This window comes from Fibrobacter intestinalis (assembly GCF_900167415.1).
GTDB classification, from domain to species: domain Bacteria; phylum Fibrobacterota; class Fibrobacteria; order Fibrobacterales; family Fibrobacteraceae; genus Hallerella; species Hallerella intestinalis.
In genome coordinates this window covers 1-24,997 of the sequence record NZ_FUWU01000005.1, presented here as the reverse complement: position 1 = coordinate 24,997, position 24,997 = coordinate 1, and the positions used below count along the sequence as shown (strand labels likewise).

23 protein-coding genes and 3 pseudogenes are annotated in these 24,997 nt (G+C 47.8%); 15 read left to right on the top strand and 11 right to left on the bottom strand.

Annotation, left to right across the window (positions count from 1 at the left end; all coding sequences use genetic code 11):
* The first annotated feature begins 684 nt into the window (after positions 1–684).
* The 10 genes from B5D40_RS02355 (at position 685) to B5D40_RS02310 (ending at position 9,471) form a co-directional block, all read left to right on the top strand.
* Complete coding sequence (locus B5D40_RS02355) at positions 685–1,590, top strand: GGDEF domain-containing protein (protein WP_078775618.1); 906 nt, start codon at positions 685–687, stop codon at positions 1,588–1,590.
* A gap of 33 nt (positions 1,591–1,623) precedes the next feature.
* Entirely contained in the window at positions 1,624–2,469 is an 846-nt protein-coding gene (purU, locus tag B5D40_RS02350; RefSeq protein WP_073303259.1) for a formyltetrahydrofolate deformylase, read from the top strand.
* Positions 2,470–2,479: 10 nt separating this feature from the next.
* The gene (locus tag B5D40_RS02345; protein WP_078775617.1) at positions 2,480–3,010 is read left to right on the top strand and encodes a hypothetical protein; all 531 of its coding nucleotides are present in this window, start codon (positions 2,480–2,482) and stop codon (positions 3,008–3,010) included.
* A gap of 1 nt (position 3,011) precedes the next feature.
* Positions 3,012–3,680, top strand: coding sequence for an orotate phosphoribosyltransferase (gene pyrE, locus B5D40_RS02340; RefSeq protein ID WP_078775616.1), 669 nt, complete (start codon positions 3,012–3,014; stop codon positions 3,678–3,680).
* On the top strand, positions 3,681–4,367 hold the full coding sequence (locus tag B5D40_RS02335; RefSeq protein WP_078775615.1) for a hypothetical protein: 687 nt from the start codon (positions 3,681–3,683) through the stop codon (positions 4,365–4,367). It begins immediately after the preceding gene.
* Complete coding sequence (locus B5D40_RS02330; protein WP_078775614.1) at positions 4,364–5,641, top strand: hypothetical protein; 1,278 nt, start codon at positions 4,364–4,366, stop codon at positions 5,639–5,641. Before B5D40_RS02335 ends, B5D40_RS02330 begins: the two co-directional genes overlap by 4 nt.
* A 120-nt stretch (positions 5,642–5,761) precedes the next feature.
* Positions 5,762–7,048: a serine--tRNA ligase gene (gene serS / locus B5D40_RS02325; protein ID WP_078775613.1), complete on the top strand. Its 1,287-nt coding sequence runs from the start codon at positions 5,762–5,764 to the stop codon at positions 7,046–7,048.
* Positions 7,049–7,176: 128 nt separating this feature from the next.
* Entirely contained in the window at positions 7,177–7,767 is a 591-nt protein-coding gene (locus B5D40_RS02320) for a DUF1007 family protein (protein WP_078775612.1), read from the top strand.
* Between the two features lie 21 nt (positions 7,768–7,788).
* Entirely contained in the window at positions 7,789–8,700 is a 912-nt protein-coding gene (locus B5D40_RS02315; RefSeq protein WP_078775611.1) for a nickel/cobalt transporter, read from the top strand.
* 30 nt (positions 8,701–8,730) lie between these two features.
* Entirely contained in the window at positions 8,731–9,471 is a 741-nt protein-coding gene (locus B5D40_RS02310; RefSeq protein WP_078775610.1) for a ZIP family metal transporter, read from the top strand.
* Positions 9,472–9,700: 229 nt separating this feature from the next.
* Here B5D40_RS02310 and putP read toward each other — a convergent pair whose 3' ends face one another.
* Positions 9,701–11,233 carry a sodium/proline symporter PutP gene (gene putP / locus B5D40_RS02300; RefSeq protein WP_078775661.1) on the bottom strand — a complete coding sequence of 511 codons (1,533 nt, stop codon included), beginning with the start codon at positions 11,231–11,233 and terminating at the stop codon, positions 9,701–9,703.
* A gap of 114 nt (positions 11,234–11,347) precedes the next feature.
* Positions 11,348–14,785, bottom strand: a complete 3,438-nt coding sequence (locus tag B5D40_RS02295; RefSeq protein ID WP_078775608.1) for an SNF2-related protein — start codon at positions 14,783–14,785, stop codon at positions 11,348–11,350.
* A gap of 898 nt (positions 14,786–15,683) precedes the next feature.
* Between B5D40_RS02295 and B5D40_RS02290 the strand changes: the two genes are divergently transcribed.
* Positions 15,684–17,225 (top strand): YDG domain-containing protein, encoded by a 1,542-nt coding sequence (locus tag B5D40_RS02290; protein WP_078775607.1) that lies wholly within the window; start codon positions 15,684–15,686, stop codon positions 17,223–17,225.
* Between the two features lies 1 nt (position 17,226).
* Here the strand turns inward: B5D40_RS02290 and B5D40_RS02285 are convergent, their stop codons facing one another.
* From B5D40_RS02285 to B5D40_RS16405, 4 genes and pseudogenes are all read right to left on the bottom strand, one after another.
* Positions 17,227–17,721, bottom strand: a complete 495-nt coding sequence (locus tag B5D40_RS02285) for a DUF2798 domain-containing protein (RefSeq protein WP_198951032.1) — start codon at positions 17,719–17,721, stop codon at positions 17,227–17,229.
* 376 nt (positions 17,722–18,097) lie between these two features.
* Positions 18,098–18,664: a hypothetical protein gene (locus tag B5D40_RS16640; RefSeq protein ID WP_233134278.1), complete on the bottom strand. Its 567-nt coding sequence runs from the start codon at positions 18,662–18,664 to the stop codon at positions 18,098–18,100.
* Between the two features lie 115 nt (positions 18,665–18,779).
* Positions 18,780–18,932, bottom strand: a complete 153-nt coding sequence (locus B5D40_RS16635; protein WP_233134361.1) for a hypothetical protein — start codon at positions 18,930–18,932, stop codon at positions 18,780–18,782.
* A 192-nt stretch (positions 18,933–19,124) separates the two neighbouring features.
* Positions 19,125–19,765, bottom strand: a pseudogene (locus B5D40_RS16405) (ATP-binding protein); the annotation flags it as partial.
* Between the two features lie 557 nt (positions 19,766–20,322).
* On the opposite strand from B5D40_RS16405, the gene B5D40_RS02270 reads away from it, so the two are divergent.
* On the top strand, positions 20,323–20,595 hold the full coding sequence (locus B5D40_RS02270) for a hypothetical protein (RefSeq protein WP_073306446.1): 273 nt from the start codon (positions 20,323–20,325) through the stop codon (positions 20,593–20,595).
* Between the two features lies 1 nt (position 20,596).
* On the top strand, positions 20,597–21,025 hold the full coding sequence (locus B5D40_RS02265) for a PIN domain-containing protein (protein WP_159446917.1): 429 nt from the start codon (positions 20,597–20,599) through the stop codon (positions 21,023–21,025).
* Between the two features lie 250 nt (positions 21,026–21,275).
* On the opposite strand, the gene B5D40_RS02260 is transcribed toward B5D40_RS02265, so the two are convergent.
* The 5 genes and pseudogenes from B5D40_RS02260 to B5D40_RS02245 form a co-directional block, all read right to left on the bottom strand.
* Positions 21,276–21,515: a hypothetical protein gene (locus tag B5D40_RS02260; RefSeq protein ID WP_078775604.1), complete on the bottom strand. Its 240-nt coding sequence runs from the start codon at positions 21,513–21,515 to the stop codon at positions 21,276–21,278.
* Between the two features lie 147 nt (positions 21,516–21,662).
* Positions 21,663–22,391, bottom strand: coding sequence for a metallophosphoesterase family protein (locus tag B5D40_RS02255; protein ID WP_078775603.1), 729 nt, complete (start codon positions 22,389–22,391; stop codon positions 21,663–21,665).
* A 2-nt stretch (positions 22,392–22,393) separates the two neighbouring features.
* Positions 22,394–22,894, bottom strand: a pseudogene (locus B5D40_RS02250) (type II toxin-antitoxin system death-on-curing family toxin); the annotation flags it as partial.
* A 29-nt stretch (positions 22,895–22,923) separates the two neighbouring features.
* Entirely contained in the window at positions 22,924–23,088 is a 165-nt protein-coding gene (locus B5D40_RS15520) for a hypothetical protein (RefSeq protein ID WP_158222136.1), read from the bottom strand.
* Between the two features lie 190 nt (positions 23,089–23,278).
* Complete coding sequence (locus tag B5D40_RS02245) at positions 23,279–23,845, bottom strand: hypothetical protein (RefSeq protein ID WP_078775601.1); 567 nt, start codon at positions 23,843–23,845, stop codon at positions 23,279–23,281.
* Positions 23,846–24,394: 549 nt separating this feature from the next.
* On the opposite strand from B5D40_RS02245, the gene B5D40_RS02240 reads away from it, so the two are divergent.
* Positions 24,395–24,718, top strand: coding sequence for a hypothetical protein (locus B5D40_RS02240; RefSeq protein ID WP_078775600.1), 324 nt, complete (start codon positions 24,395–24,397; stop codon positions 24,716–24,718).
* Between the two features lie 76 nt (positions 24,719–24,794).
* A pseudogene (locus B5D40_RS02235) lies at positions 24,795–24,997 on the top strand (hypothetical protein); the annotation flags it as partial.

Here is a 24,997-nt window from a genome sequence, read left to right as displayed (position 1 = left end):
ATCGGTCTTCGTCAAATGGAGCGCAAGTCATCGTCAGCGGTCCGTCATTGCGAGGAGCAGAGCGACGTGGCAATCTTGGCAGGCACCTCGTCATTGCGAGCAAGGCCCCATGAGCCTTGGAAGTTCTGCTTCCTTTAGGCGAATTGTCCCTTCCAGGGATACTTCAACTATGGAATCGGAGATTCCAAGTTTCAGGGATGCAAAGCCCCATGAGTCTTGGGAACTTGTTCCCTTAGACGAATTGTCCCTTCCAGGGATACTTCAACTATGGAATCGGAGATTCCTAGTTTCAGGGATGCAAAGCCCCATGAGTCTTGGGAACTTGTTCCCTTAGACGAATTGTCCCTTCCAGGGATACTTCAACTACGGAATCGGAGATTCCTAGTTTCAGGGATGCAAAGCCGAAGCAATCTTGTCTGGCATCTCGTCATTGCGAGGCGCGATAGCGCCGTGGCAATCCTATCTGCGGAAAAAGGATTGCTTCTACACTTCGAGTATAACTCCACTAAGTCAATAAATTGACAAGTGTCGTATAACCCCTTTGGGGTTCGGGGTGACGGTCGCGTTCAAATGTGACGGATTTTCTCCTTGGCAGATTCGCAATGACGGTTTTTCAGGCATTTTCGGCTTTTTGCTTTTGCCAAGTTCCCTGTTTTGATGAAAAAAACTAATATTTAAAGCGAAATGTCCGATTTAGGCTCCCATCTTGAAAAAACTATTGTCGCCAGCGGCCTTACCCGCCCGATGCCCGCCGCCGAGCCGCGGCCCCATCTGATTGTACTTTATCCGCAGGCGTCTTTCCGCCAGATTCCCGTGATGCAGGGGAAAACGGTTATCGGTCGGGGAACCGACGCCGACATCCGCTTGGAAGACGACATGATTTCCCGAAAGCATTGCGAACTTTCCTGGGACGGCAACCGTATGACGGTCCGCGATCTGGACTCCACGAACGGGACGTTTCTGGACGGAGTTACCGTCACCGCCCACCCGAAAGCGATTGAATCCGACAATCGGCTGCAAATCGGGAAAATGGTTCTGAAAATCGACTTTAAGGATCCCTGCGAAGAGGCCTTTGACCGGGAACTTTTTGAAGCCGCAACGACCGACCCGCTCACCAAGGTGCCGAACCGCAGAACATTTATGGATCGTTCCGTGGGGGAACTCGCCGCCGCCAGACGCAAAAATCTATATATGCACGCCTTTATGTGCGACGTGGACCATTTTAAAAAGGTGAACGACGAATGGGGACACCCCGCCGGCGATATGATTTTAAAAAACATCGCCCAGATTTTTACCCGGAACAAGCGCGAAAGCGACCTTTTTGCGCGCTACGGTGGCGAAGAATTTGTCTTTTTGCTCCCCGAAATGTCCAAAGCGGACGCCATTAAAAGTGCGGAACGCTTGCGTAAAGCCGTCGAAAGTTACAAGTTTTCCATTGACGACAAGATGATTCCCATTACCATTTCTCTTGGCGTTTCCAGTTACAGGGGAAAAGACATCCCGACCATCGAAACGATGATCGCCGCAGCCGACAAGGCTCTTTACTTTGCTAAAGAACACGGAAGAAACCAAGTAGCGAGTGCCGAATAAGACCCCACGATACAAGATTTGTATATTTAGGGCATGGCTATAACTCGTTACATTTTACAAATTCATTGCCCCGACCAGAAAGGACTTATCGCCGGAACCACCCAAGTTCTGGCCAAAGCGGGAGCCAATATCATCGACTTGACGCAGCACACGGCAAAAGATATCGGAACGTTTTTTCTCCGCGCCGTTTTTGAATGCGAACCGGAAGCGGCAGAAGAGATTTCAAGCCATTTGGAATCCATCGGGCCGCACCTTTCCCTCACCTGGAAACTTTACGACACATCCAAAGTCAAGCGGCTGGCGTTGTTCGTTTCCAAAACCGACCATTGCCTTTACGACCTGCTTTTAAAACACCGCGACGGCGACCTTCCCTGCGAATTTAGCTGCATCGTCAGCAATCACACGGAATTGGGGCCAGTCGGCGGCACCTTTGGCGTTCCCTTCTATTACGTTCCCAGCACGCAAGCCAAGTCCGTTTCCGAAAACCGCTTTCGCGAAATCATCCAGGAAACCAAAACGGACGGCATCGTCCTCGCCCGGTATATGCAAATCCTGTCGGCGGAATTTACAGAAGAGTTCAAATACAAAATCGTCAATATCCATCACGGATTCCTGCCCGCATTCAAAGGCGCCAAGCCCTATCACCAGGCATGGCACAAGGGCGTGAAAATCATCGGGGCAACCGCGCATTTCGCTACCGAAGATTTGGACCAGGGGCCCATCATCTGTCAAGATGTCCAGCGCGTTCCCGAGACCGCTTCCATCGACGAACTCGTCGAGCTGGGCAAAGACATTGAAAAACGCACGCTTTCTTCGGCCATCAAACTTTGGCTGGAGCACCGCGTTTTTGTTTACGAAGGGCGAACCTTTATTTTATAAGGACAAATTTATGGAAGAAGAAAAAATCCAGGACGCCGAAATCGTTTCGGCAACTCCCGAAGCGGCGAATAAAATCGAAACCGACGGAGCGGAAGTCGCCCAAGCGAAACCCGAACAAGAGCCCGCCAAACAGGAAAGCCCTGCGGAAAAGAACCCGCCCAAAGAATCCGAAAAAGCCGAAGCACCAGCCCCGCAGCCTCAAGTCATCATTCAAAAGGAACGCGGACTTGCGCACTATGTGGGCTTTGTCCTGCTGACCGTTCTTGCGATTGTGTTCTTTTTCATTCCGGGCATTACCGTCGTGTATTTGGTCAGCTGCATCGCCGCCATCACGGCTCCGATCGCCTGGATTTTCGGGACCATCCTTTCGGTCATCGTCTGGCTTATCTTCAAGCTCAAAATCAAAGGTTTCAAAAAATCTTTCCTGTGGTATATCGGGCTTTGCGTCATCGTGACCATCATTTTGACGGCCATCTCTGTCGCAACGAGCGCCAATGTCTGGGCAAAAATTTTCGCACTCCTTTTGGGAGGTTCCAACTGATATGATTCAAAAAGATGAATTTGTTCATTTTCTCGTGCAGACAGGCGCACTCAAATTCGGAGAGTTCGTCACCAAAAGCGGACGTCACACACCGTATTTTATCAACACGGGAGAATTTCGCACAGGCCAAGCGCTCTCCCGCCTCGCCGAATTTTACGCCCAAGCCTTTGTCGAACATTTTAAAGACAAGGCATCCAACCTTTTCGGCCCCGCTTACAAGGGAATTCCCCTTTGCGCAGCTACCGCTATGGCACTGTTTCAACATCACGGAATGGACCTGAGCTTTACCTACAACCGCAAAGAGGCAAAGGATCACGGCGAAGGCGGCAATCTTGTCGGCGATACTTACAAGGAACTCCGCAACGTCGTCATTATCGAAGACGTCATTACGGCGGGCACTTCCGTCAATGAAACGATGCAGACGATGAAAGCGTTTCCCCATGCGAAAATCAAAGGCCTCCTGATTTCCGTGGATCGCCGCGAACGCCTAGAAAACGGGAAATCCGCCCTGGCGACTGTCGAAGAAACCTACGGCATCGAAGCCCATTCCATCATCAGCATCGACGACATTATCGCCTTCTTGGAAAGCGAAGAGAATCGCCAAAAAATCGGAGCTCCCGAAAACATTTTGGAAAAGGTTCGCGCTTACCGACAAGAGTGGGGAGCCTAAATGAAAACGGCGCTTTTGCTTTTAACGCTGGTCCTTGCGGCCTGTTCGGGAAAGCAGTGGAGCGCCAGCCATCCGTATTATCGCGAATCCCCCGCCGCAAACGAAGAAATCGCCATGCTCGGGCTCCAGAATGCGATTGTCGTTACCCGGGACAAATGGTTCGCTAAAAATTTGGGCATCCCGCGGGATTCCGTCTATCGGATTTTAGGAAAGCAAATCGAGAATTCCTTTACGCAGGAACTTTTGCAAACCCGCTATCCAAAACTTGTGATCTGGCCGGATTCGCTCTATGAAAAGCAGCCGGAAGAATCGCAAAAACTCGATGAACGCATCTACATCAAAGGGCACTTCCCCCTCCAGGGAAAAGCGCTCGCAGGGCCTGACGGAAAACATCCGAAGCACTTGATTCTGATTCACGAGTGCACTTTCGGACTCGACTTGCAAAAAGACAATTTTTACGATTATGCGCTTACAGGAAACGAAGCTTCCGAAAAAAAGACCGCCGAAAAACTGACGATTCTTCTTTCCTATACTTTATGGGACAACGAAAAACAACGCGCCCTTTTTAGTGCAGTCGCTGAAATTCCGCACGCCATTCCTCAGGGCATTCAACCGGACGATATTCTAAAAATTTCTGCCTTAGCCGCCGACAGCCTGGTAGCCGGTATAGACGGAGGCCGCAGATGAAAATTTTCTCGCGAACTTTTCTATGGGCATTTTTTGTCGCCAACGCTTTTGCTGTCTACGCTTTTGCCGCCGGAAAAATGTTCTTCCGTTCGCCCTATATTCTTTGGCAAGATCCGGAAATTCTAGTCTGGTCGCCAGATTCCGCAGCTCCGATGGATTCACGGGAATTTGCACTATCGTTAAAGCGCACCAACGGAGGCATAGGAAATCCCTCAGTGCGAATCGCCGGAGAATGGGAACGGGATTCCAGCGCAGCCCTTTACGGAGCGTGGCTACGGAATAATTTGCTGCCAGAAATTCCTGCGGAACTTTTAAAAGCCCGCGCACAAGAAGTACAAAAAAAAATCGCCGGACTTGAAGACAAATATCTGCTTTACTTGAACAAAGACGGCAACACCTTGACATTCGCACTCTTTGATGAAAGCAGCTACTCGCCCAAAGCAGCGGGAACCGTCCCTTACACCGCCGACAAAGTCGCCCTAGGCGACGCCATTGCGGAAATGCTTTTTGAAGGCGGCACCCAGCGACGATTGACCGCCGAAGAACGCAAAAAGAAAGCCGTTGAGCCCAACGAATACTATTCCGAACTCCCGAAATTCCGGGCATGGGTCGGCATTGCCGGCGGTTACACGCAGGCGCGGGTTCCTTTCACGCCATACAGCTGGTATCGCCGCAAACTGAATAGCGAAATCAAAAATTACCGCAACACCCGCGACTCGCTTTCCGCCTGGAATTTTTTGGAAGACGGCTCTCCGCTTTTGAACGTCTATGTCGGCGGCACTTGGTATGATTTTATCGGAGCCGAAATTTTCTTCCGTTTTTCGGAGCACGATGCCAAAATCGACGAGCGGGACACCATCTACAACGAACTGGATTACTGGAAGTTCTACCGTTTTGAAATCGGCATCAGCCTGATGCTTTCCCACCGGATTCCCCTGCACAAGAACGTGACGCTGATTCCTCACGCTTCCGTCGGATTCTTATACAGCTTCTTTTCGGAATCTATCGATACCAAAAGCGGTTACAAGCCTTCGGGCGCTTACAAATCCCGAATCGAATTTGCCAATTTTTACAAGGGTGCCGTTCTGTCCATTGGAGCCAAAAGCATTTTTTATGACCACTACGGCATTGATTTGCGGGCGGGTTTGGCCGGGCGCGGGCGCATTTTGGACAGAGAACCTTCTGTCGATGCAGTGGCGGAACCCACGGAAATCGGCGGTTCCACGATAGACTGTTTTATCCAACTCGGTTTTGAATATCACTGGAGCCTGTGAAACGGCACAAGAAAAGGGGATGTCAGCAAGAGCCAACTTCCCGGACTTCTGACCTCTAGGCACGAAAATTTTCCCACTTTTTTCCTATATTTGTTGCGTATTATTTCAACGAGGCACATCATGCTTGACATTCGCAAAATCCGTGAAAATCCGGACTACTACATTGCAGAAACCGAGAAAAAGTACACGACAGTCAGTTTGAAAGACGTTCTTGCGGTAGATACGGAACGCCGCCCGCTTCTTACTGAAGTGGAAAAACTGAAAAGCGAGCGCAATGCAGAATCCAAGCGGATTGGCGAACTGAAAAAGAAAGGCGAAAATGCCGACGAAGCGGTAAAAGCCATGCGGGATCTCGGCGACAAAATTGACGGTCTCGATAAAAAGCTCAAGGAACTGGATTACAAGCAGACAGAAATGCTGATGCACGTTCCGAACATCGCCCCCCAAGCTCCGGAAGGCAAAGACTCTAGCGACAACGTGGTCGAAAAAGACGGGCCGATTCCCTTTGATTTCTACGCCAAAAATCGGGATTTTCAAGCCGTCGATCACAAGACTCTCGGCGAACGCCTGGGCATTTTTGATTTTGAACGCGGCGCCAAAATTTCCGGCAACGGCTTCCCTGTTTACCGCGGACTCGGCTCCCGCCTGGAACGCGCCCTGATCCAATGGTTCCTCGATGAACACATGGCGAACGGCTTTGAAGAGTTTACGCCGCCCTATCTGGTATCCCGCAATACGATGCGCGGCACTGGACAGCTTCCCAAATTTGAAGAAGACATGTATCGCTGCGACAAGGACGATGACCTGTTCCTGATTCCCACCGCCGAAGTTCCACTGACGAATCTGTATTCGAACGAAGTCATTTCCGCTGACCAGCTTCCCAAACGCATTTGCGCTTATTCCGCCTGTTTCCGCCGTGAAGCCGGCTCCTACGGCAAAGATACCCGAGGCCTTTTGCGGCTGCACCAATTCAACAAAGTGGAAATGGTGTATTTCTCTCGTCCGGACAACAGTTACGAGATGCACGAAGAACTGACCCGCTTTGGAGAATCCCTGCTCGAAAAACTTGAACTTCCGTATCATCGCCTTTGCCTTTGCAAGGGGGATTTGGGCTTTGGCGCCGCCAAGTGTTACGACCTCGAAGTCTATGCGCCCGTAGAGCAGAAATGGTTGGAAGTCAGCTCTTGCAGCAACTTTGAAGATTTCCAGGCGCGCCGCGCAGGGATTAAAACCAAGATCGACGGCAAGAATGTTTTTGTCCACACCCTGAACGGTTCCGGACTGGCGACGCCCCGCGTTATGGTTGGCATTTGCGACAATTATCAACAAAAAGATGGTTCTTTGCTCATTCCAAAAGTTCTGCGGCCTTATATGGGCGGACTTGAAGTCATCGAGCCCAAAAAATAATTTTCTCGGAAAATTTCAGAAAGCCGTCGCAAGGCGGCTTTTTTGCATGGCATTCGTCCGCCCAAATACAAAAAAAATCGCCGTCCATTTTTCCAGTCCTAACGTCGAAATAATTTATATTACAGGCAATGGCACGTTTGATATTCTTTATTCTCATCGCCGCTATCGCCCTCTATGCGCACCCGCATATTTTCGTTGACGCCCAAGCCAGTCTGATTTTTAACGCCGATGAATTTGTCGGCGTACAAAATCGTTGGGAATTTGACCTCATCTACAGCCAAGCGATGATTGCTTCCGCGGATAAAAATCAAAACGGTCATTTTGAAAAAAACGAACTGGACTTTTTGGAAGAAAAAAACATCAAACCATACCTAGCATTCAGCCGATTCAATTACTTAGGCGACGGCAATCAATTTTACAATCCCAAAGAAATTCAAAACCTGAAAGCATCCATTTCCGCAGAAGGCAAACTCGTTCTTGAATTTTTAAATGCTTTCCACATTCCGGGAATCTCCAACGATTACACGATGCTGGTACTGGTTGTCAATGATCCGTCGAATTATATATCCATCACGATCGATATGGAAAAAAGTACAGTCCAATCGCCCAAAGAAATGGACGTCGAATATTTTGTGGACGCTCTGGACGGTTTAACCCAATTCAAAAATTTTTCTCGACAAGTCAAAGGGGTTTATGTTCGCTATAAAAAAACAAATTAAAATTTTGTCCATTCTGTTCCTTTGTTTTTGCGGTGGAATTTCTTTTTCCTTTGCCGACGCCAGCATCAAAAATTTGAATTTAAAAAGGCAGAACCTACACAAGAGATCGCATCCGATGCGGACACGGCAACGGTGAAAACATCCAAACGCCAGATTTTTTTCGGTTCCGATAAAATGTTGCAGCAATTGACGGAATGGCAAAAAAGCCTTCGAGAAAATATCTCCGGCCAAATCCGCAAATTGAAAGCGGGACATTCGGGAAGCGTCTTCCTCTTTCTGCTCATCTGCTTTGCTTACGGCTTCATTCATGCGATAGGGCCCGGCCACGGAAAAACGATTGTCGTCAGTTATTTTTTGGCAAGGCGAGGAAATGTGGCGCAAGGCATCGGGCTTGGAACCGCCATCACCACGATTCATACCCTTTCAGCGGTTATTCTTCTGTTCATTCTTTACGGCATTGCTAAAACCGCGCTGTTCCCTATTTTTGACGCCAACCGAATCAACATCGAAAAGGTCAGCTACATCCTTATCGCTTTCACCGGAATCCTTTTGATTTTCATCGCCGTTCGAGAGTGGATTCACGGTCGCAAGAACGCCCCGGCGAATATGCACGCCAGTTGGAAAGAGCTGCTTTGGCTTGCGCTGATAACCGGAATCGTCCCCTGCCCTGCGGTCGCCCTGATCGTCTTTTTCTGCCTGCTCAACGACCTTCCCGGACTTGCCTTGCTGGGAGCCTTCGGCATTTGTCTTGGCATGGCTATCACCAATACCGCATTCGGATTCCTTGCTATCGCTACACGGCGAGGAATCGACAAAGGAATCCAGCGAGCAAAGCAACTGGAACGCTATGCGGTTTCCATCCATTCGTGCATCGCTCTTATCGGCGGACTGTGCATTTTTCTATTTGGCATCTTTCTTTTGCTCGGAGCATAACGTTTCCGCATCCTTTTACCCGGGTTAAATATGACATCGATTTTTCTCGCCCTGCTCATTCCTTTTTTAGGCACAACTCTCGGAGCCTTTTTGGTTTTCTTTTTAAAAGAAAAGCTCAACCGTTCCGCCGAACGGATGCTGACAGGCTTTGCCGGCGGCGTGATGATTGCGGCATCCATCTGGAGCCTGCTGATTCCCGCCATTGAAAATTCGGCGTATCTGCAAAAGTTCTCCTTCGTTCCCGCAGTCGTCGGCTTTTGGGCGGGCATTCTCTTTTTGCTGCTCCTCGACCACGTCATTCCGCATTTGCATCAATTCGCCAACAAACCCGAAGGGCTTCATTCCCATTTGCAACGTTCCACCATGCTTGTCCTCGCCGTCACACTGCACAACATCCCCGAAGGAATGGCGCTCGGTGCGGCACAAGGCGCATGGATTCTGGCCATCGGCATCGCCATTCAAAACATTCCCGAGGGACTCATCGTTTCCATGCCTTTGAAAAGCGCGGGATTCAAATCTTCAAAAGCGTTTGTATATGGAATGCTGTCGGGAATCGTGGAACCCATCGCCGGAGTCGCCATGCTGCTTTTGGCATCCTCCATTTCCCCGGCGATGCCTTATCTCTTGAGCTTTGCCGCGGGCGCCATGATTTATGTCGTTGTTGAAGAACTGGTTCCCAGTTCGGCAGCGGGCGAACATTCCGATTTGGGAACGCTCTTTTTTGCATTGGGATTCAGCCTGATGCTTGCGCTGGACGTGGCACTCGGATAGAATTGTTCCAAGGCCAGAGCGCAGCACCGATCAAAGGCTACCAACAGATGTGCAAAAGCAAGGCGATCCTTTGAGCCTTGCGAAGCTGTAGCCCGGAAATCGCCGACCTGCCAAAGGCAGGGCTCGCCCGGTAATTTTCCCCTCCATGTTTACGACCTGTGATTTTTTTATAGGAAGCTTCCCATTTCCGATTTTCCGAAGCTTCCCCAAAACGCACGATTTCAAAACATCAATGGATCAAATCGCTCAAACGGCTGGAATCGACCTGTTCGAATTCCCGGATGATTTCGTCCGAAGGCTTCCGCGTGCAAAGGCTCACGACGACAATCGTCACAAAGCTGACGACGAAACCAGGGACCAGTTCGTAAAGACCGAATATCGCATAGGAATCCGCAAAGCCCGAAAGGTAAAACTTCCAGACAAAGGCGAGGATTCCACCCGAAAGCATTCCGCAAATCGCGCCGGGCAAATTCGTCCGCTTCCAAAAGAGCGAGAGCAGAACGACGGGGCCGAATGTGGCGCCGAATCCCGCCCAGGCAAAACTCACCAGACTCATCACCACGTCTAAAAATCCGTGAGAAGCGTTCGGTCGTCCTTGATAAGCCAAAAATCCAGCGACAAGCGCAATCACAAGCACAATGGCTCGGCTCACAAGCATCAATTCCTTGTTCGAAGCCTTTTTGTGAATCAGGCGTTTATAAAGATCGTTGCTAAATGCCGAAGCCGAAACAAGAAGCTGCGAATCCGCCGTACTCATAATCGCTGCCAGTACCGCCGCCATAATGATCGCCGCAATCACCGTCGGGAAAAGATTTGTCGCCAAGACCATAAAGACTTTTTCGGGGTCATCCAGCGCGATGTTATGCTGCAACAGATAATAGCGTCCAAAAACCGCAATCAAAATGGATGCGCCGAGCGACAAAATCACCCAAGTCATGGCAATGCGGCGAGAATGCGTAATCTCGTCGGGGTTTTTAATCGACATAAAGCGCACTAAAATATGCGGCATTCCAAAATAGCCGAGTCCCCAGGCAAGCGAAGAGAGGAGCGAAATCACCGTAATCGCTTTCCCAGTCGAAGCATTCGTAAAAATGTTCATCAGATAGGGATTCACCTTATTCATTGCGTCGATGGTCGGAGCAAATCCATCGTTTAGCGTACAAATCGTGATGGGAATCATCAGCACGGCGATGAGCATTAAAATGCCCTGCACAAAATCCGTCCAGCTGACCGCCAGAAAACCGCCCAAGAAGGTGTAAGAAACCACGACGACAACGCCGACGAGCAATGCGGTCGTATATTCCCAGCCGAAAATCGTCGAGAAGAGTTTTCCGCAGCTGACAAATCCGGAAGTCGTATAAAACAGGAAAAATGCCAGAATAAACAGAGCCGAAATTACGCGGATAATTCCCCGCTTATCGCGGAAGCGATTGGCAAAAAAATCGGGCAAGGTTATTGAATCGTTGCAAAAATAGGTGTACTTGCGCAGCCGACGACCGACAATTTTCCAGTTGATGTAAGTACCGATGGCGAGCCCCACGCCAATCCACGCCTCCGAAAGCCCCGAAAGGTAAATGGCTCCGGGAAGCCCCATCAAAAGCCAGCCGCTCATGTCGGACGCCTGCGCGGACATCGCCACGACCCACTTGTTCATGTTTCGGTTGCCGAGATAGTAGGAATTCAAGCTATTCGCCTTTTTCGAAAAATAAAATCCCACGCCGAGCATCAGCAGCAAATAAAGAATAAAAACGACCATCGTCATCATGGAACATCCTCAGTTAATTTTTCCGCAATTTAAAAAATTTCTCCGAGGTGTCCGTTACCATTCCGTATTCAGAAAAGAATCCCGCCGCCATTTTGCGGGCTTTCAGAGAAATCAATTTTTTCCCAAAGTGAAGACCTGACGAAGTTCATCATCAGAGAGTTTCGTAATCCAGTTTTCGCCCGAAGCCACCGTCATCTCGGAAATTTTCTTTTTGCTTTCGAGCATATCGTTGATTTTTTCTTCAAACGTGTCCTTCGTAATCAAGCGGTGCACGACCACGCGACGGTTTTGGCCAATGCGATACGCGCGATCCGTCGCCTGCGCTTCTACAGCCGGATTCCACCACAAATCGTAGTGAATCACTTGAGATGCGACCGTCAAATTCAATCCCGTTCCGCCCGCTTTCAAAGAAAGAATCAAAATTCTTTTTTCCGGAGAGGTTTCAAATTCAGAAATGATCTGTTCCCGCGCAGAAACCGACAATCCGCCGTGATAGAAAAGAGATTCCGCTTTCAGTTCCTTTTTGAGGACATCCTGTAAAATTTCGCCCATTTCCGTAAACTGCGTAAAGACGAGCACCTTTTCGTCCGTCTCCAGAATTCCCCCGACAATATCCAAAAAGAGCTGCATTTTACCCGACTGCGCAGGATCCGGTTTTCCTTCTTTTAAATATTGCACCGGGTGATTGCAGATTTGTTTCAAAGCGACGATCAGCCGAAGCACGGCGGCACTACGTTCAAATTTTTCCTCGGCATTTTCCACATCGAAATCGGCAAGTTTCGACATGCACTCATCAAATGTCTTTTTGTACAGCGTCTCCTGCTCAGGAGAGAGGGTCGCCCAGTCGTTCTGCTCCAATTTTTCGGGAAGGTCGGCGATAATGGACTTGTCTGTTTTCAGGCGGCGAAGCAAAAACGGTGCTGAAATTTTTTTGAAAAGCTCCGCCCGATGTTTATTTCCGCGACCCTGAATGGGAAATTCAAATTCTTCATGAAAGGCTTTTGCGCTTCCCAAAAAACCGCGATTGCAAAAGTCCATGATGCTCCAGAATTCCAACAGGCGATTTTCCACCGGCGTTCCGCTCATCGCAATTTTAATCTTTGCCGAAACAGAGCGCACCACCCTGCTCTGCGAAGTCCCCGCATTCTTGATGTTCTGCGCCTCGTCAATCACGGCGACTTGCCAGCGCTTTTCTGTCAATTTATCCTTGTCCGATCGGAGAACGCCATAAGTCGTCACAAGAACGTCTTGATCCGTCATCTCCAACTGACGATGGGAACCGTGATAAATCCGAACATTCAACTCTGGAGCAAATTTGGAAAGTTCCTTTTTCCAGTTTTGCAAAAGTCCGGTAGGAACGATGACGATGGCCTTCTCGTTTTCCAATGCGCCGTCATTTTTCATCTGCTGCAAAAGCGTAATCACCTGCAACGTTTTTCCGAGTCCCATATCGTCGGCGATGATGCTCCCAAATCCGAGTTTGGAATTGCCAAGCATCCAAGCAAATCCGCGTTTCTGGTAAGGGCGAAGCGATGCCCGAATTTGCGGCGGGACAGGAATGTCCGATTCGTTTTCCGACTTCAACTTGTGGATTTCTTCCAACGCTTCAGGGGCAATATCTACCGAAAGCCCTTCAAATTCACCCGCAAGCGCAATCTGCAAAACCTTGATCGCCGGAATTTTAAATCGGTCGCGAAGTCCTTCCTTTATCGTTTTCACATCTTCCGGAAGCACATAAAAATACTGGCCTTCGTAATACAGCAAATCCTTGGATTCCGCATAAAGTTCCAAAAATTTTTTTCCGTCCATCCATTTGCCGGCAATTTCCAAAGACCAGTTCATCTGCAACAGATTTTCTAGTCGGCAAAATCCCGCCTGTTTCTTTTCGTCGGAGCGCACGATTTGCGGATGCGGAACTCCTCGGACAACACGTTCAATTCCTTGTGGCAAATCCATTTCGAGATTCAAAGCGCGGAAAAGCGGAACGGACTCGTTCAAAAAGCGAATCAGGTTTTCACCGGACAAATGGATATTGTCCATAGCCTTTGCCGAAACGTAATCGTCGTAGCCCGGAAGAAAATTCTGCAACGGCTGCAAAGAACGCAAAATCCTGGCCCGTTTTTCGCTAGGAAAATCGCGAATCCACAATTTGGAATAGGAATTGATTTCTCCGGTCGATTTGTCCAAAAAATCCAAATCCACATCCACTTTTCCAAACCCGGCATCCACCCCATTTATCACCGGCAAATACGGCGCATACGGCAAATTATAACCCGAAAGCCATTTTTCAAATTCTTCTATTCCATCGTTTTTCCCGGAATACGCCAAAGTCACATCGCCAAAAAAAGCGTACAAACGTTCATCCCGGAAAATTTTTTCCGAACCCACACGAAGATACGTATTCAGTATCGCCAGCACAAGCATCTCTGCCGCATTCTGCGTCATCAAATGAGGCGGTTCCATATCGCTCCGTACAAATTTTGCCGGAAGCCAAGCCTGCAAACGTTCTATCGCCCCGTGAACTTCGGGAATAAAATCCATCGGCTGCCAAAAAAATTGAGCATCCTTTTTATCGATAGCAAAAGGCTTCGGAAAAACGGCGCCCCGATGCAGAATTTCCAAAGCTGTTCTTCGGGCATAATCCAAAAGCCGAAAAGAAACATCCGCTTTTTCCATCCCCACAGAACCTTCCACCGAAACGGCATCCAATGCCCATTCCAACGGAACATTCCCAAACATCCAGCAAGAACCGCCCCGATAACGGACAATTCCCGGAACAGCCAAATCTACCGACTTCTCGGGATAGCGTTCAAAATTTTTGGCGAACATTTCCAAAAGGCATTCCCTGTAAGCGTCCACAAAATCGGCATGGAAAACAGCATTCGGCGAAACCAGATGCACAACCGCTTTCCGAACATCCACAATATCCGCCGATTCGTATTCCGGGACTTCGGAAATTTCTTCTGCTCCCGCCTTTGGAACCAGCGTAAATTTACCGGCAAAAAGCGGAAGCGAGTCTGCGCCTTCCAAAACAGGCAGATCTTCTTCCCAAGAAGCCTGCGTACACTGCTCCGCCAGCATTCCCACATTCATCCCTCGAATTTTAAAAAGGATAAACGGATCGCGGTCCACTTTTTTCCCTACCCCGTAAATCGCTGCGTAAGCGTGATGGCACATTCCCCGCATTCCACAGCTGCATTTTACCGAGAACTTCACCCCGCGTTCGGGAAAAAGCTTTATTCCCGAGCCTTCGGCGAGTTCCAAAGCTTCTTTCGGTTCCAGATGATGCGCAAGCGCTTCTGCCAACTGGGGATTTTTTTTGAAGGAATCCATCAACGCCGATTCTTCCTCTTCCGAAAAGCGGGAAAGAAGAAGAACCGTTTTTTGCGTACTCCACGAGCCATCGACAATACGCGCTTCAACAGTTCTGCCCGAAATTTTAATATCGGCAGCGCGAGCCTGAGAACGCGAATACACCGGAAAAGACTGCTCTACAGCGGCTCTCCACTTATCGCCCCACAAGGAATGTTTTATCGAATCCGCGGACATTGCTGCAAATATAGCAAAACATCTCTTTTCAGTGCTTAAATGTACAGTAAAATTTGAAAATCATATACAATCTTCCACCAAATACTCTCACTTAAAATTTTTTTCAAAGTGAGACGCACGGTGAATTTCTTCTCGCAGATTGTGAAATGCTCGCCTCATGAGTCTTAGGAGCTTTGCTCCTTTAGACGAATTGTGCAAAGCCTCATGAGCCTTGGAGACTTGTTCCGTAAAAGATTGCCGCGCTAACGCTCGCAATGACGGTCGCTTTCAAAAAGGAATGATTTTTCCTTGCAGAAGATGTCGAAAGGAGGTTCTCGGACGGACCGTTGGCATTATATCGCTTGCTTTTTTCACTGGTTGGCATTCGGCACGATGCCAAAATGGGCTTTGGGAACATTCCAAAGCGCATAGACGAAGCGAATTACAATTTATGATGGGGCTGCGCATCCCTGAAACTTGGAATCTCCGATTCCATAGTTGAAGTATCCCTGCAAGGGACAATTCGTCTAAGGGAACAAGTTCCCAAGACTCATAGGGCTTTGCTCCTCGCAATGACAATGCACACGCTTGGAAATGGATCTTTTCCCGTCATTGCGAGTGCAACGAAGCAATCCTTTTTCGCAGTAAGAACAAAAGCAAATATTTCTTCTGCTCACTCCGCTGGACTTTGAAAGCTTTGGAGAAATCGATTACGAGCCAATCGGGTGGAATTTTGTATATAATCCCCTAAAATTTAACCGAGGCGCACTGCATCATTTTATAAAGCAGCGAGATCACAGTATTCTAGGCGTAAGCTGACTGCGGTTTTGTGCGATTTGTACGCCGCATCGTACCACAAGCACCGACGACTTTTGCAAAATAATTACATTTGGAAGCAAATTTTATATGGAGAATGACGATGAAAAATTTATTTCCGTTACTGTTAGTGTTGCCTTTTGCAGTACATGCAGCCTGTGACCTCGTGTTGAATGAGGCGAGCGAATACGAAGTAAAATCCTTTGAAGATTTAACCAAGGTGGGAATCGAGGGTTGTGCATTGGATGCGAAATACCGTTTGACAGCCGACATCGTCGCACCCGAAAGTGATGACGAATGGCATGGTTTTGCACCTATTAACGATTTTTCGGGCGAATTCCACGGTGCGGGGCACAAAATAAAGAACTTGGAACTTTTCAACGACAATTTTGAAGGCCTGTTTGGGCGGGACATGAATGGGCTGGTCGATAGCCTCGGTCTTGAAGACATTTTTGTCAATGGTGGTTATTATACGGGAGCCGTTGTCGGACAAGGCGATTCGGGAATCATCCGAAACGTTTATGTTACCGGTAAAGTCCTGTATATGGGTCACAAACCCGAAGAATCCTACATTGGCGGCATTGCCGGAGTGTTTGGCGGGACAATCGAGAACTGCTACTTTGTTGGTAAAATCGGCGAAAATTATAACGTCGGCGGCATCATCGGCAAGAATCAAGGAACCGTTAAAACGAGTTACGCCATCAATGAAGGCTCGCTGCAAGGTACATACAAATACAAATATAATGTGGGGACCGTTGTCGGCGTAAACGAAGCCACGGGTTCTGTCGAAAATTCGTACGGAATGTCCTTCGCCGACTGCTATGAAAACAAGGTGATAGGTTCAAATCTTGGATTCATTGATACAAACAGCGCATCGGTCAAATGCTTTGACTATAATTATAATGGCGGCATGAAAGCGAAGGATTTTTTTGTCGGTTTTGACTTTGAAAAAACATGGGGGATTGCTGAAGGAGAAACAACTCCGTTCTTGAAAGCCAACTTAACGGTCGTCAAGGGAGTGAAGCCTGTTTGGTATGCAAAGGAATATTGCACGGGCAAGGTTTTAGGTATCGGCATGGCGCTGATGCCGGAAGGATTGGATGAACGGAACTACGATGGAATTTTCAACGTGGTAGAAATCGGAGACAAGATGGTAGTTGATTTTTCCGAGGTCTATGCGCTGAACCAGAATGGCTATGCATTTGTCAGCGATACGCTTGATATTCCAATTAAGCCCATAACTTTGAACGTAACAGGCCTTACCGCAGCAGACAAGAAGTACGATGGCACAGACGATGCGGTAATTTCTGGCGAGCCCAACATAGAAGGGATTTGTAAAGACGACAATGTGACTCTGAAGGGATCCCTTACGGCCAAGTTTGAAAACGCAGAAGTGGGAACGAACAAGAAGATCATTCTTTCCGGTTTGACACTCGAAGGCGATTCCGCCGTACTTGCAAATTATGTACTTGCGCTACCAGAATTGAAAGCGAATATCACACAAGAAAGCGCGTCAATTGGTTATCGCATTATTTCGCAAAAAAGCGTTTTGGAATACAAAGAAAAAATCCGCTTTGACGGCCATTCTGTGATAGCCGAAAAGAATGGCATGCGTTTTGATTTACTGGGCAATAAACTCAAGTAAATCAAGCGGCTGAAGCCGAAAGTGCTTTTCTCGCATCCAGATGCTTATGCAACATAAACATCACTTGGCGCGCAATCGGCTGCGCAATAAAAATTTCTACGGCCAAGGAAATCGCAAAATTGCGCGGCCACTTGTAAAAAAATCGAGAAATGGGATCCATCGAAATTTGCTGTGCGCCCACCCAGGAACCGACAACCGTCAAAATGATGGACATCAAAAATACAGTACAAAGAATGTTCAGCGTTACCTCGGCCCGAAAGCTGTCGCCGCGTACCGTCAATTTTTGAGTTAAAAATCCAGCGGGCTTATAAGTTATCAAAACCGTCGCCACCACACACGGCCAAAGCATCGGCATAATCCGAAACGTATGCGCCCAAGTTTGCAGACTGAAATTCACTTCAAAACAAGTGATCAGCGGCGCGATGATATTCATGGAAATCAAAGAAAGCACGAATAAAAATAAAGTGAATTCGCGTTTTCTGCGCGGAAGCTTCATATAAAAATCCATAGTGGACCTCTTTGTTGTGGGCTTCGCAAAAAATAAAGCGCAAAACCCGGTGGATTTCACGCTGAACTATTATACGCAGTGAAAATTGTGCTTCGCAAAATAGAAAAATCCCAAAAAATGTCAAGAATTTTGGAAATAGAATTTGTTCATTTCGCTAAATGTAAAAGCCAAACCACCTCTAAAAATGACCTTGGTAAAGCGGTTCGGCTAGTTCGACAAACGGCTCAGGGACCTTCAGCGCTTACACCTTTTCAATCGTCGCGTGATATTGATGCCTACGGCGTCAGCGGCTCCGGCTCAGCCATGCCAGAGAACTCTCTGACACGCCATTCGCCTTGCAAGCCATACCTGCAGAGACTTCCTGTTAAATCTCTTCAATGGTCGCATGGTATTCCTGGAGGCTCTTCACAGCACCATGTCCGTTCCTTGCGGCGGCGATTCCCTTGACAGTGTTGTAGGCACCGGCGAGGGTCGTGATGTAGGGAACCTTGTAGTTGACGCTTCGCGTCCGTGGCTTCGGTTCGGTCATACAAAAATGCAAGCATTTTTGTGCGACACTCACCTTGCACACTTTTGATGGCGGCCTTGCGGATGGCACTTTGGATCCTTCGGCTCCCAAATGCTGGGTTCGGAAATAGGCTTGCAAGCAATCCTGCTTCACTCGCCCTTGGCATTTGTCGTCCTTGATGGCGTCGCGCTTTGCCCACGGCGTGTTGATGATGAGGTTCACCTGCTTGTTCAGGATGATGTCGAGGACGTTCGGGCGGCCTTCAGCAATCTTGTTCACCACTTCGCACTTCACGTCGGCCTTCTCATAGAACTTGGCGGTGCCTTCGGTAGCGTAGATCTTGAAGCCGAGCTTCTGGAATTCCTTACCGATTTCGATAGCCTGTTCGGAGAGGTTCACCTTGTCGGAAAGGCTGATGAGCACAGCGCCTTCGTTCGGGAGGAAGGAATCGGCGGCTTCCTGGCTCTTGTAGTAAGCGAGGGCGTAGTCGTCGGAGAGGCCGAGGACTTCGATTATGACGACCGTTCCGCTTACAGCCTCACTCTCGCCTCCGACGACTCGTTATGACGAGTCGCCTACGGCTCACGGGCGTGTTACAAACCTTGGAGACCAGCGGCACCGTGCGGCTTGCGCGCGGGTTGGCTTCGAGGACGAACACCTTGCCGTCTTCGATGGCATACTGCATGTTCATGAGGCCGCACACGTGGAGGGCTTCAGCGATCTTGCGCGTGTAATCTTTGATGGTGGCGAGGTTTTGACGCCTTTTCCCCAAAGGGGATACTCAACTAAGCCACTAAAGTGGCTAGTTTCGTATAGGCGTCCGCGGCGGCGCTCGGTCATGCCGAAATGCGAGCATTTCGTCGCGACACTCGCTTGCACGCTATTCCTTAGTGATGGTCACCGGCGGGATAATGCAGGCGGAGTCACCGGAGTGGACACCGGCAAGTTCCACGTGTTCCATCACGGACGGGATGTAAACGTGTTCGCCGTCAGAGAGGGCGTCAGCTTCGCCTATGGAGACCGTTCCGCTCACGCTCCACTCTCGCCTTCGACGACTAGTTATGACGAGTCGCCTACGGCTCACAGGAGAGCGTTGTGGAGGAAGCGGTCGATGAGCCGTGAACAAAGAAGCACTCAAGCGCAAGCTGAGTGCGTTTGCGAGAGTGAGGCTTGTAAAGCCGAACGGTCTTGTGAATGACGGTCCGGGGTCACGCCGACAGCCTTGGCAACGTATTCGCGGAGCATGTTCTCGTCGTAGATGACTTCCATGCCGCGGCCACCGAGAACGAAGCTCGGGCGGATCATCACCGGGTAGCCGCCAATCTGCTTGACGCAAGCGAGGGCTTCGTCGATGTTCGTGGCCATGCCGCTTTCCGGCATCGGGATGCCGAGGTTATCCATCATCTTGCGGAACAGGTCGCGGTCTTCGGCGATGTCGATGGAGTCGATGCTCGTGCCGAGAATCTTGACGCCTTCGTCGGAGAGGGCGCGGGCGATGTTCAGCGGGGTCTGGCCACCGAACTGTCGTGACACTCGCCAGCTATGCTGGCGTGCATTCCTATTTGAACGATAAAGCCCAACGGGCTGAATCAATTCCAGTGGAACGATGCCAGCCTTTAGTCTGGCCACGATCACGCCAGCCGGCGTTTCCAGAAACCTTTGCGGCTCGGATATGACCGTTCAAACAAGTTTGACGTTCGCATCACTCGCCTTACAAAGTTTTGACGCCTTCGGCGTCCGCCGCTTCGCCTCGGTCATATATACGAAACTCGAAACTTTAGTTTCGTTGTTGAGTTATCCTCTTTGAGGAAAAATATGCAAGCATATTTTTGCGACACTCGGCTTGCAGGCTTTTCCTTGTGGTAAATCTGGAGCACGCAGCCTAATCGTTTGGGCGTTCCCGCACATATATGTGCGGTCGGGCTATATTTTAGGGGCAGTCGCCATCGCTCCGCTCGTCGACCGCCGCCTAAAACGGCACCATAGTGCCGCCCCAAGGGGTCACTATCCCTAACGCGAATGCGGCTAGGCTTGCTTTTTTTACTCAAAAAAGATAGATTATTGGAAAAGAGGACAAAAAAATGACTACGGATGTTTTGAATAAAGAAATTCGAGCCCTGCCTAGCGAGTACATTTCGCAGGTAGAGAAGTTTGTTCTCTACCTGAAACTAAAAATGGAATTTGGGAAGATTGAGCGCGATATGAACGAGACTCTCAACCGCAAAGAGTCTTTTCTTGACGCACTCAAAGGCTGGCGTCAGGGTTGTTCGCCTGATGACGATTTTTCCAAGGACCTTGAGGCTGGACGTGTCGTAGAATATCCCGATGCAAGCAAGGCTAATATCTGGGGGTAAGATGGACAAGAGATTCTTGCTGGATTCCAACCTTATTTCCGAACTTTCCAAACCACAGCCAAATACCAACGTTTTAACAAACATACAAAGATTTGAGCCTTTGTGTGCAATCTCGGCAATAACCTTGCAAGAGGCTCTCTTTGGCATTGAACTTCTGCCAGACGGCTCTCGAAAGAATAAACTGAAGGAATATGTTGAAATCGTAAAACAGAAATTTGATGTCTTTCCGTATGACGCAACTGCGGCGGCTTATTACGCCGAAGTAGTCGCCAAATGCAACAAGGCCGGGCAACCAAGACCGATATGCGACTCTCAAATCGCAGCAACAGCCTTGACTAACGATTTGATCCTTGTAACGCGGAATTCAAAAGATTTCGAACCTATCGCAAAAATCACTCCCCTAAAATTGGAGAATTGGTTCGAAGCCTAAACATATTATCGTGAGCTGGTCGAAAGACCCAGGTTCAACCTAATCAGGCGGGCAAACTGTCCCGCCATTTTCATAGCGACAAATCCCATATGACCAATAAAAGCAAAAAAACTTTGACGACAAGCACTCAACCTGAAGATGACGTCCAGAAAGAAGCTGACGCGTTGTGGGAAAGCGGCGTATTAGGAGCTGACGCTATTGAGCAAATTGGCAAGGAGCATTGGCGAACACCGTATTTAGCCTAACCTCCCTATATATTCTTCCCTGTTATACGGAAAAAAGATTGTTCGGGAGTTAAGGAATCAACTTCTACAGACGCTTTTACGTCAAGAAATTTCAAAGAATCCATAATAGGATCCAGCGTTATCAAATAGGAACGACCATCGCATTCTACCGACATTTTCGAGTTTGAGCCGTCGCACATTCGCGTTTTAATGTCGGCAGCTTTTAAGAGATTGCCAAGATAAGTCAATTCGTCCAACAAAACCATTGAAAACTTCGCTCCTACAATACTTTATCCTAATATAACCAAAACTCTAATCGGAGTCAATACTTGTTATGTTTTCGCTGTTTTGAGGATGAAAATGGGAATACTGGCAGACTGTCCGCCATTTTTTTTGGGCTTTCCCGTACATACTCAACAAATCTGCGTCATTTCTGCAATATCTAGGCAGCGATAGTGCGTTCCTTGAAAATTGCCTTCGAAATGACAATGATAATGCCCGTAAAACCATCGTGGAGGCAAGACCGCCTTCAAAACATCATCAAGGTAGCGGCGGGATTCAACGACCTTTTGCCATGTATCATCACGAACATGGGCTTCCCGCGTAAGCGAAGGTTCAAACGATAGCGGCGCCTCATGAGAAACAATGATGTCAGTGGTTTTGGGAATATTTTCAAGAGCCTTAGAAGGAGCTTCGTCCGGCCACCAAATTCGTTTTGACGAACCAAATTTGACAAGAGCATCATTCTGCATCCGGCGTGATTTTCGAGTCAACGGATCGACCAAATCAATATCCGTAGAAACCGCCCCACCGATGGGATAAATTTTCTTGCCACAAAGCTCTACGATCCGATGGTCCGGCAAAAAATGAAGACGTTCGTAATCGTGCGAACCATCGAAAAACGACGGGTCATCATGATTGCCACGAATTGTGTACAAACAAATATCATTTTCTACAAGAGTTGTACAAATCTTAGCATAAGCAACATCCATGGATTTGGGGCGACCAAAACCAGCACCAAAATCACCGACAACCAAAATATCGGCATTCCTGATTTTTAATTGATGCGAGGCCTTCCAAACGAGATTAGACAACTCGCCATGAATATCCCCACAAATCCAAAGATGATGTTTAGTGCACATTATTACCCCATCAGATTCACCACCACTTTTACCATCATTTCCATATCTTCAGGTCGGCTTTCGGCAATCATCAGTGTTATCGCCACAAGAGACGCATCCGCAATTCGTTTGCAGCCATTACTATTATACAAGATTCCGTTGTTCTGCATGAACCACAAAAACAACGTTGCCGCAATACGCTTGTTTCCGTCGCTGAACGAATGATTTTTCACGACTAGATAAAGGAGCATCGCCGCTTTTTGTTCTACGGACGAATAAAGCTCCACGCCGTCGAAAGTCTGGTAAATTTGTCCAATGCTACTCCTGAATGAATTGTCTTTTTCGTGACCGAACAAATCTCTGCCGCCAAACTTTTCCTTGAGTCCCTGAATCGCCGCCATCGCATTTTCATAAGTAGCCTTGAAACGCTCCTGCTTTTGCGATTTCGGGAACACAAGCCGCTGGTGATCGTAATCGTCAAGAGTATTAAGTGCAAACGAGTAGTCCGAAACTACATCCACAAGCGAACGAGTATCCGAATCCAAAGATTCATTTATAAACATTCTGCCTCCCTAGACCATTGTTCATCCAAATCAGGATTTTCTTTACGAAACTTCCTTATAGCCTTGTGTACTTCCCAAGCCAGATTCAGCCCTTCCTTTTCGCACTTCGGCTTTAGTTCATAATACAGTTCATGCATTTTTTCATCAAGAGTCATGGTTCGCTCCTTTAATTTTATCTCTTACTTTTTCACAGGTTTTGTGAAAACCGAGTTCATTCATTATATCTTTAGTTGCCATCGACACGCCGCACTTGCCCATGTTATTGCAACCACTCCAAGAATCCAATTCTCACAAAAAGTTCCTTTTTTCTCACTACAATATACAATCCATATACGACAAATACAGTCATATAGAAAACTTAGGCAGAAGCATAATTTCGCCCGACAAAGTGCGCCGCATGAGTTCGCTATATGTGGTTGGAAACGGATTTGCAAAATAAGTTTCTTTCTTAAGGTGGTTCAAACCACATTCTTGCGACTTCGTTAAAAATGGAGTCAGGCTGAATTCGCTGCACCGTTCTAAGATGAATTCGCTAAAATTCTGAAAGTTGTCATAGTCTTCCTTGATTGCATTCCCTGTATTGATTCGTGGAAAGACCGCAAAGAATGGGAAAAAGCCTTCAAATCCAGAATCATCACGCAAAAATTTATACAGGGGCAAGAATCTATACTTACTCTTCTGCAATATTTTTATGAAATTTTTCACCAATTCATCACAATCTATTTCTTCCTTAAAAGAGAACAAAGCGGGAATGATTGCGCATCCCTGCTTTCCATACCTTTCGAAAACAACTTCCTTGTTCGTCAAAATCAAATAAATCGGCTTGTATTCATTCGCAAACACGCCATAAAAGCGAGACATCACTTTCTCATTGTCATTTGTTGCATGCTGCCATAGATATTCGCTCCACATAATTTACCTCTCACTGCAATATACAATCACTATGCGACAAATACGAACGCATAAAGATACGAACTCAAATTTTCAGCCCATCTAGCAACAAAAGACAATATTTGCTTGAAGGACAAAATTTTAGAAGTCAGCTGTGCCTGGGGCGGAGAACTCCCAGAATATGCCAGAACACCGTTTTTCAACAAGTATTACGACACGAACCACCGAAAATGAACGGAGATGCGAACGAAGCGAAGAAATCCAACCCCTAATTTGTCATGCCCGCGTAGGCGGGCATCTCCTTTTTTAACTTCGTATAAGGTCACTGAGCTTGCCGAAGTGACAAAATAATCTACATTTCCCTATGACATAGCCCCGTACCGAATGGTGCGGAGCGACCGGAAATTTTGAGATTCGTCTCTTATTCTCGTTACTGAAACTACCACTTTCAACTGACTCAATAAGCAATGCGACTCCACGCCTTTTTTTTTGAAATCGAGTAGAGCCAAAGCTTTTGGAATAATGCCGAATCTCGCTTCCTCTGAGTTAAAAAAAGCGAGTATTCTTTAAATGTCTGAACAAACGATTCAAAACGAGCTATACTCAAATCCCGTACAATTTGGGAAATTTACATGTAGGAGCCTTGGTGCCACCACAATAAAGGATTTAGTCCAATCAAAAGAAGTTACAGGACTAAATATAAAACAATGTGAGAAAATATCCGCTAAGAAACCTGACGTTCTTGTTTTGAATCAGAATAAAGAAATAATCGTGTTTATCGAAATGAAAACACCCAAGGAATTTACTTCATCCCCTAAAAAGAAAAAAGCAATAGGGCAGGAATTATCTGTAGCAAAAAAAGTCAAAGCCAAAATATATATAGTCCTCCCTTAAAATCTCGTCCAGCCCGCATAACTATTGGGAAAAACTGATTTCTACCCTGTGAAAATATTGCAAGGATTTCTAAAATATGATTGAAAACCTTGCATTTTTTATGTACAGACCGCCAAAATCCCACGCACAGACAAGCCTTTTCTGCTCCCTTGAGGAGCAGTTGAACCACAAGCACCCCCTCTACGTTCTCGCGAACAAGATTGACTGGAACAAGTTCGAGACCGAGTTTTCCAAATTGTTCGACGAAAAGATGGGTGCGCCAAACAAGCCGATCCGTCT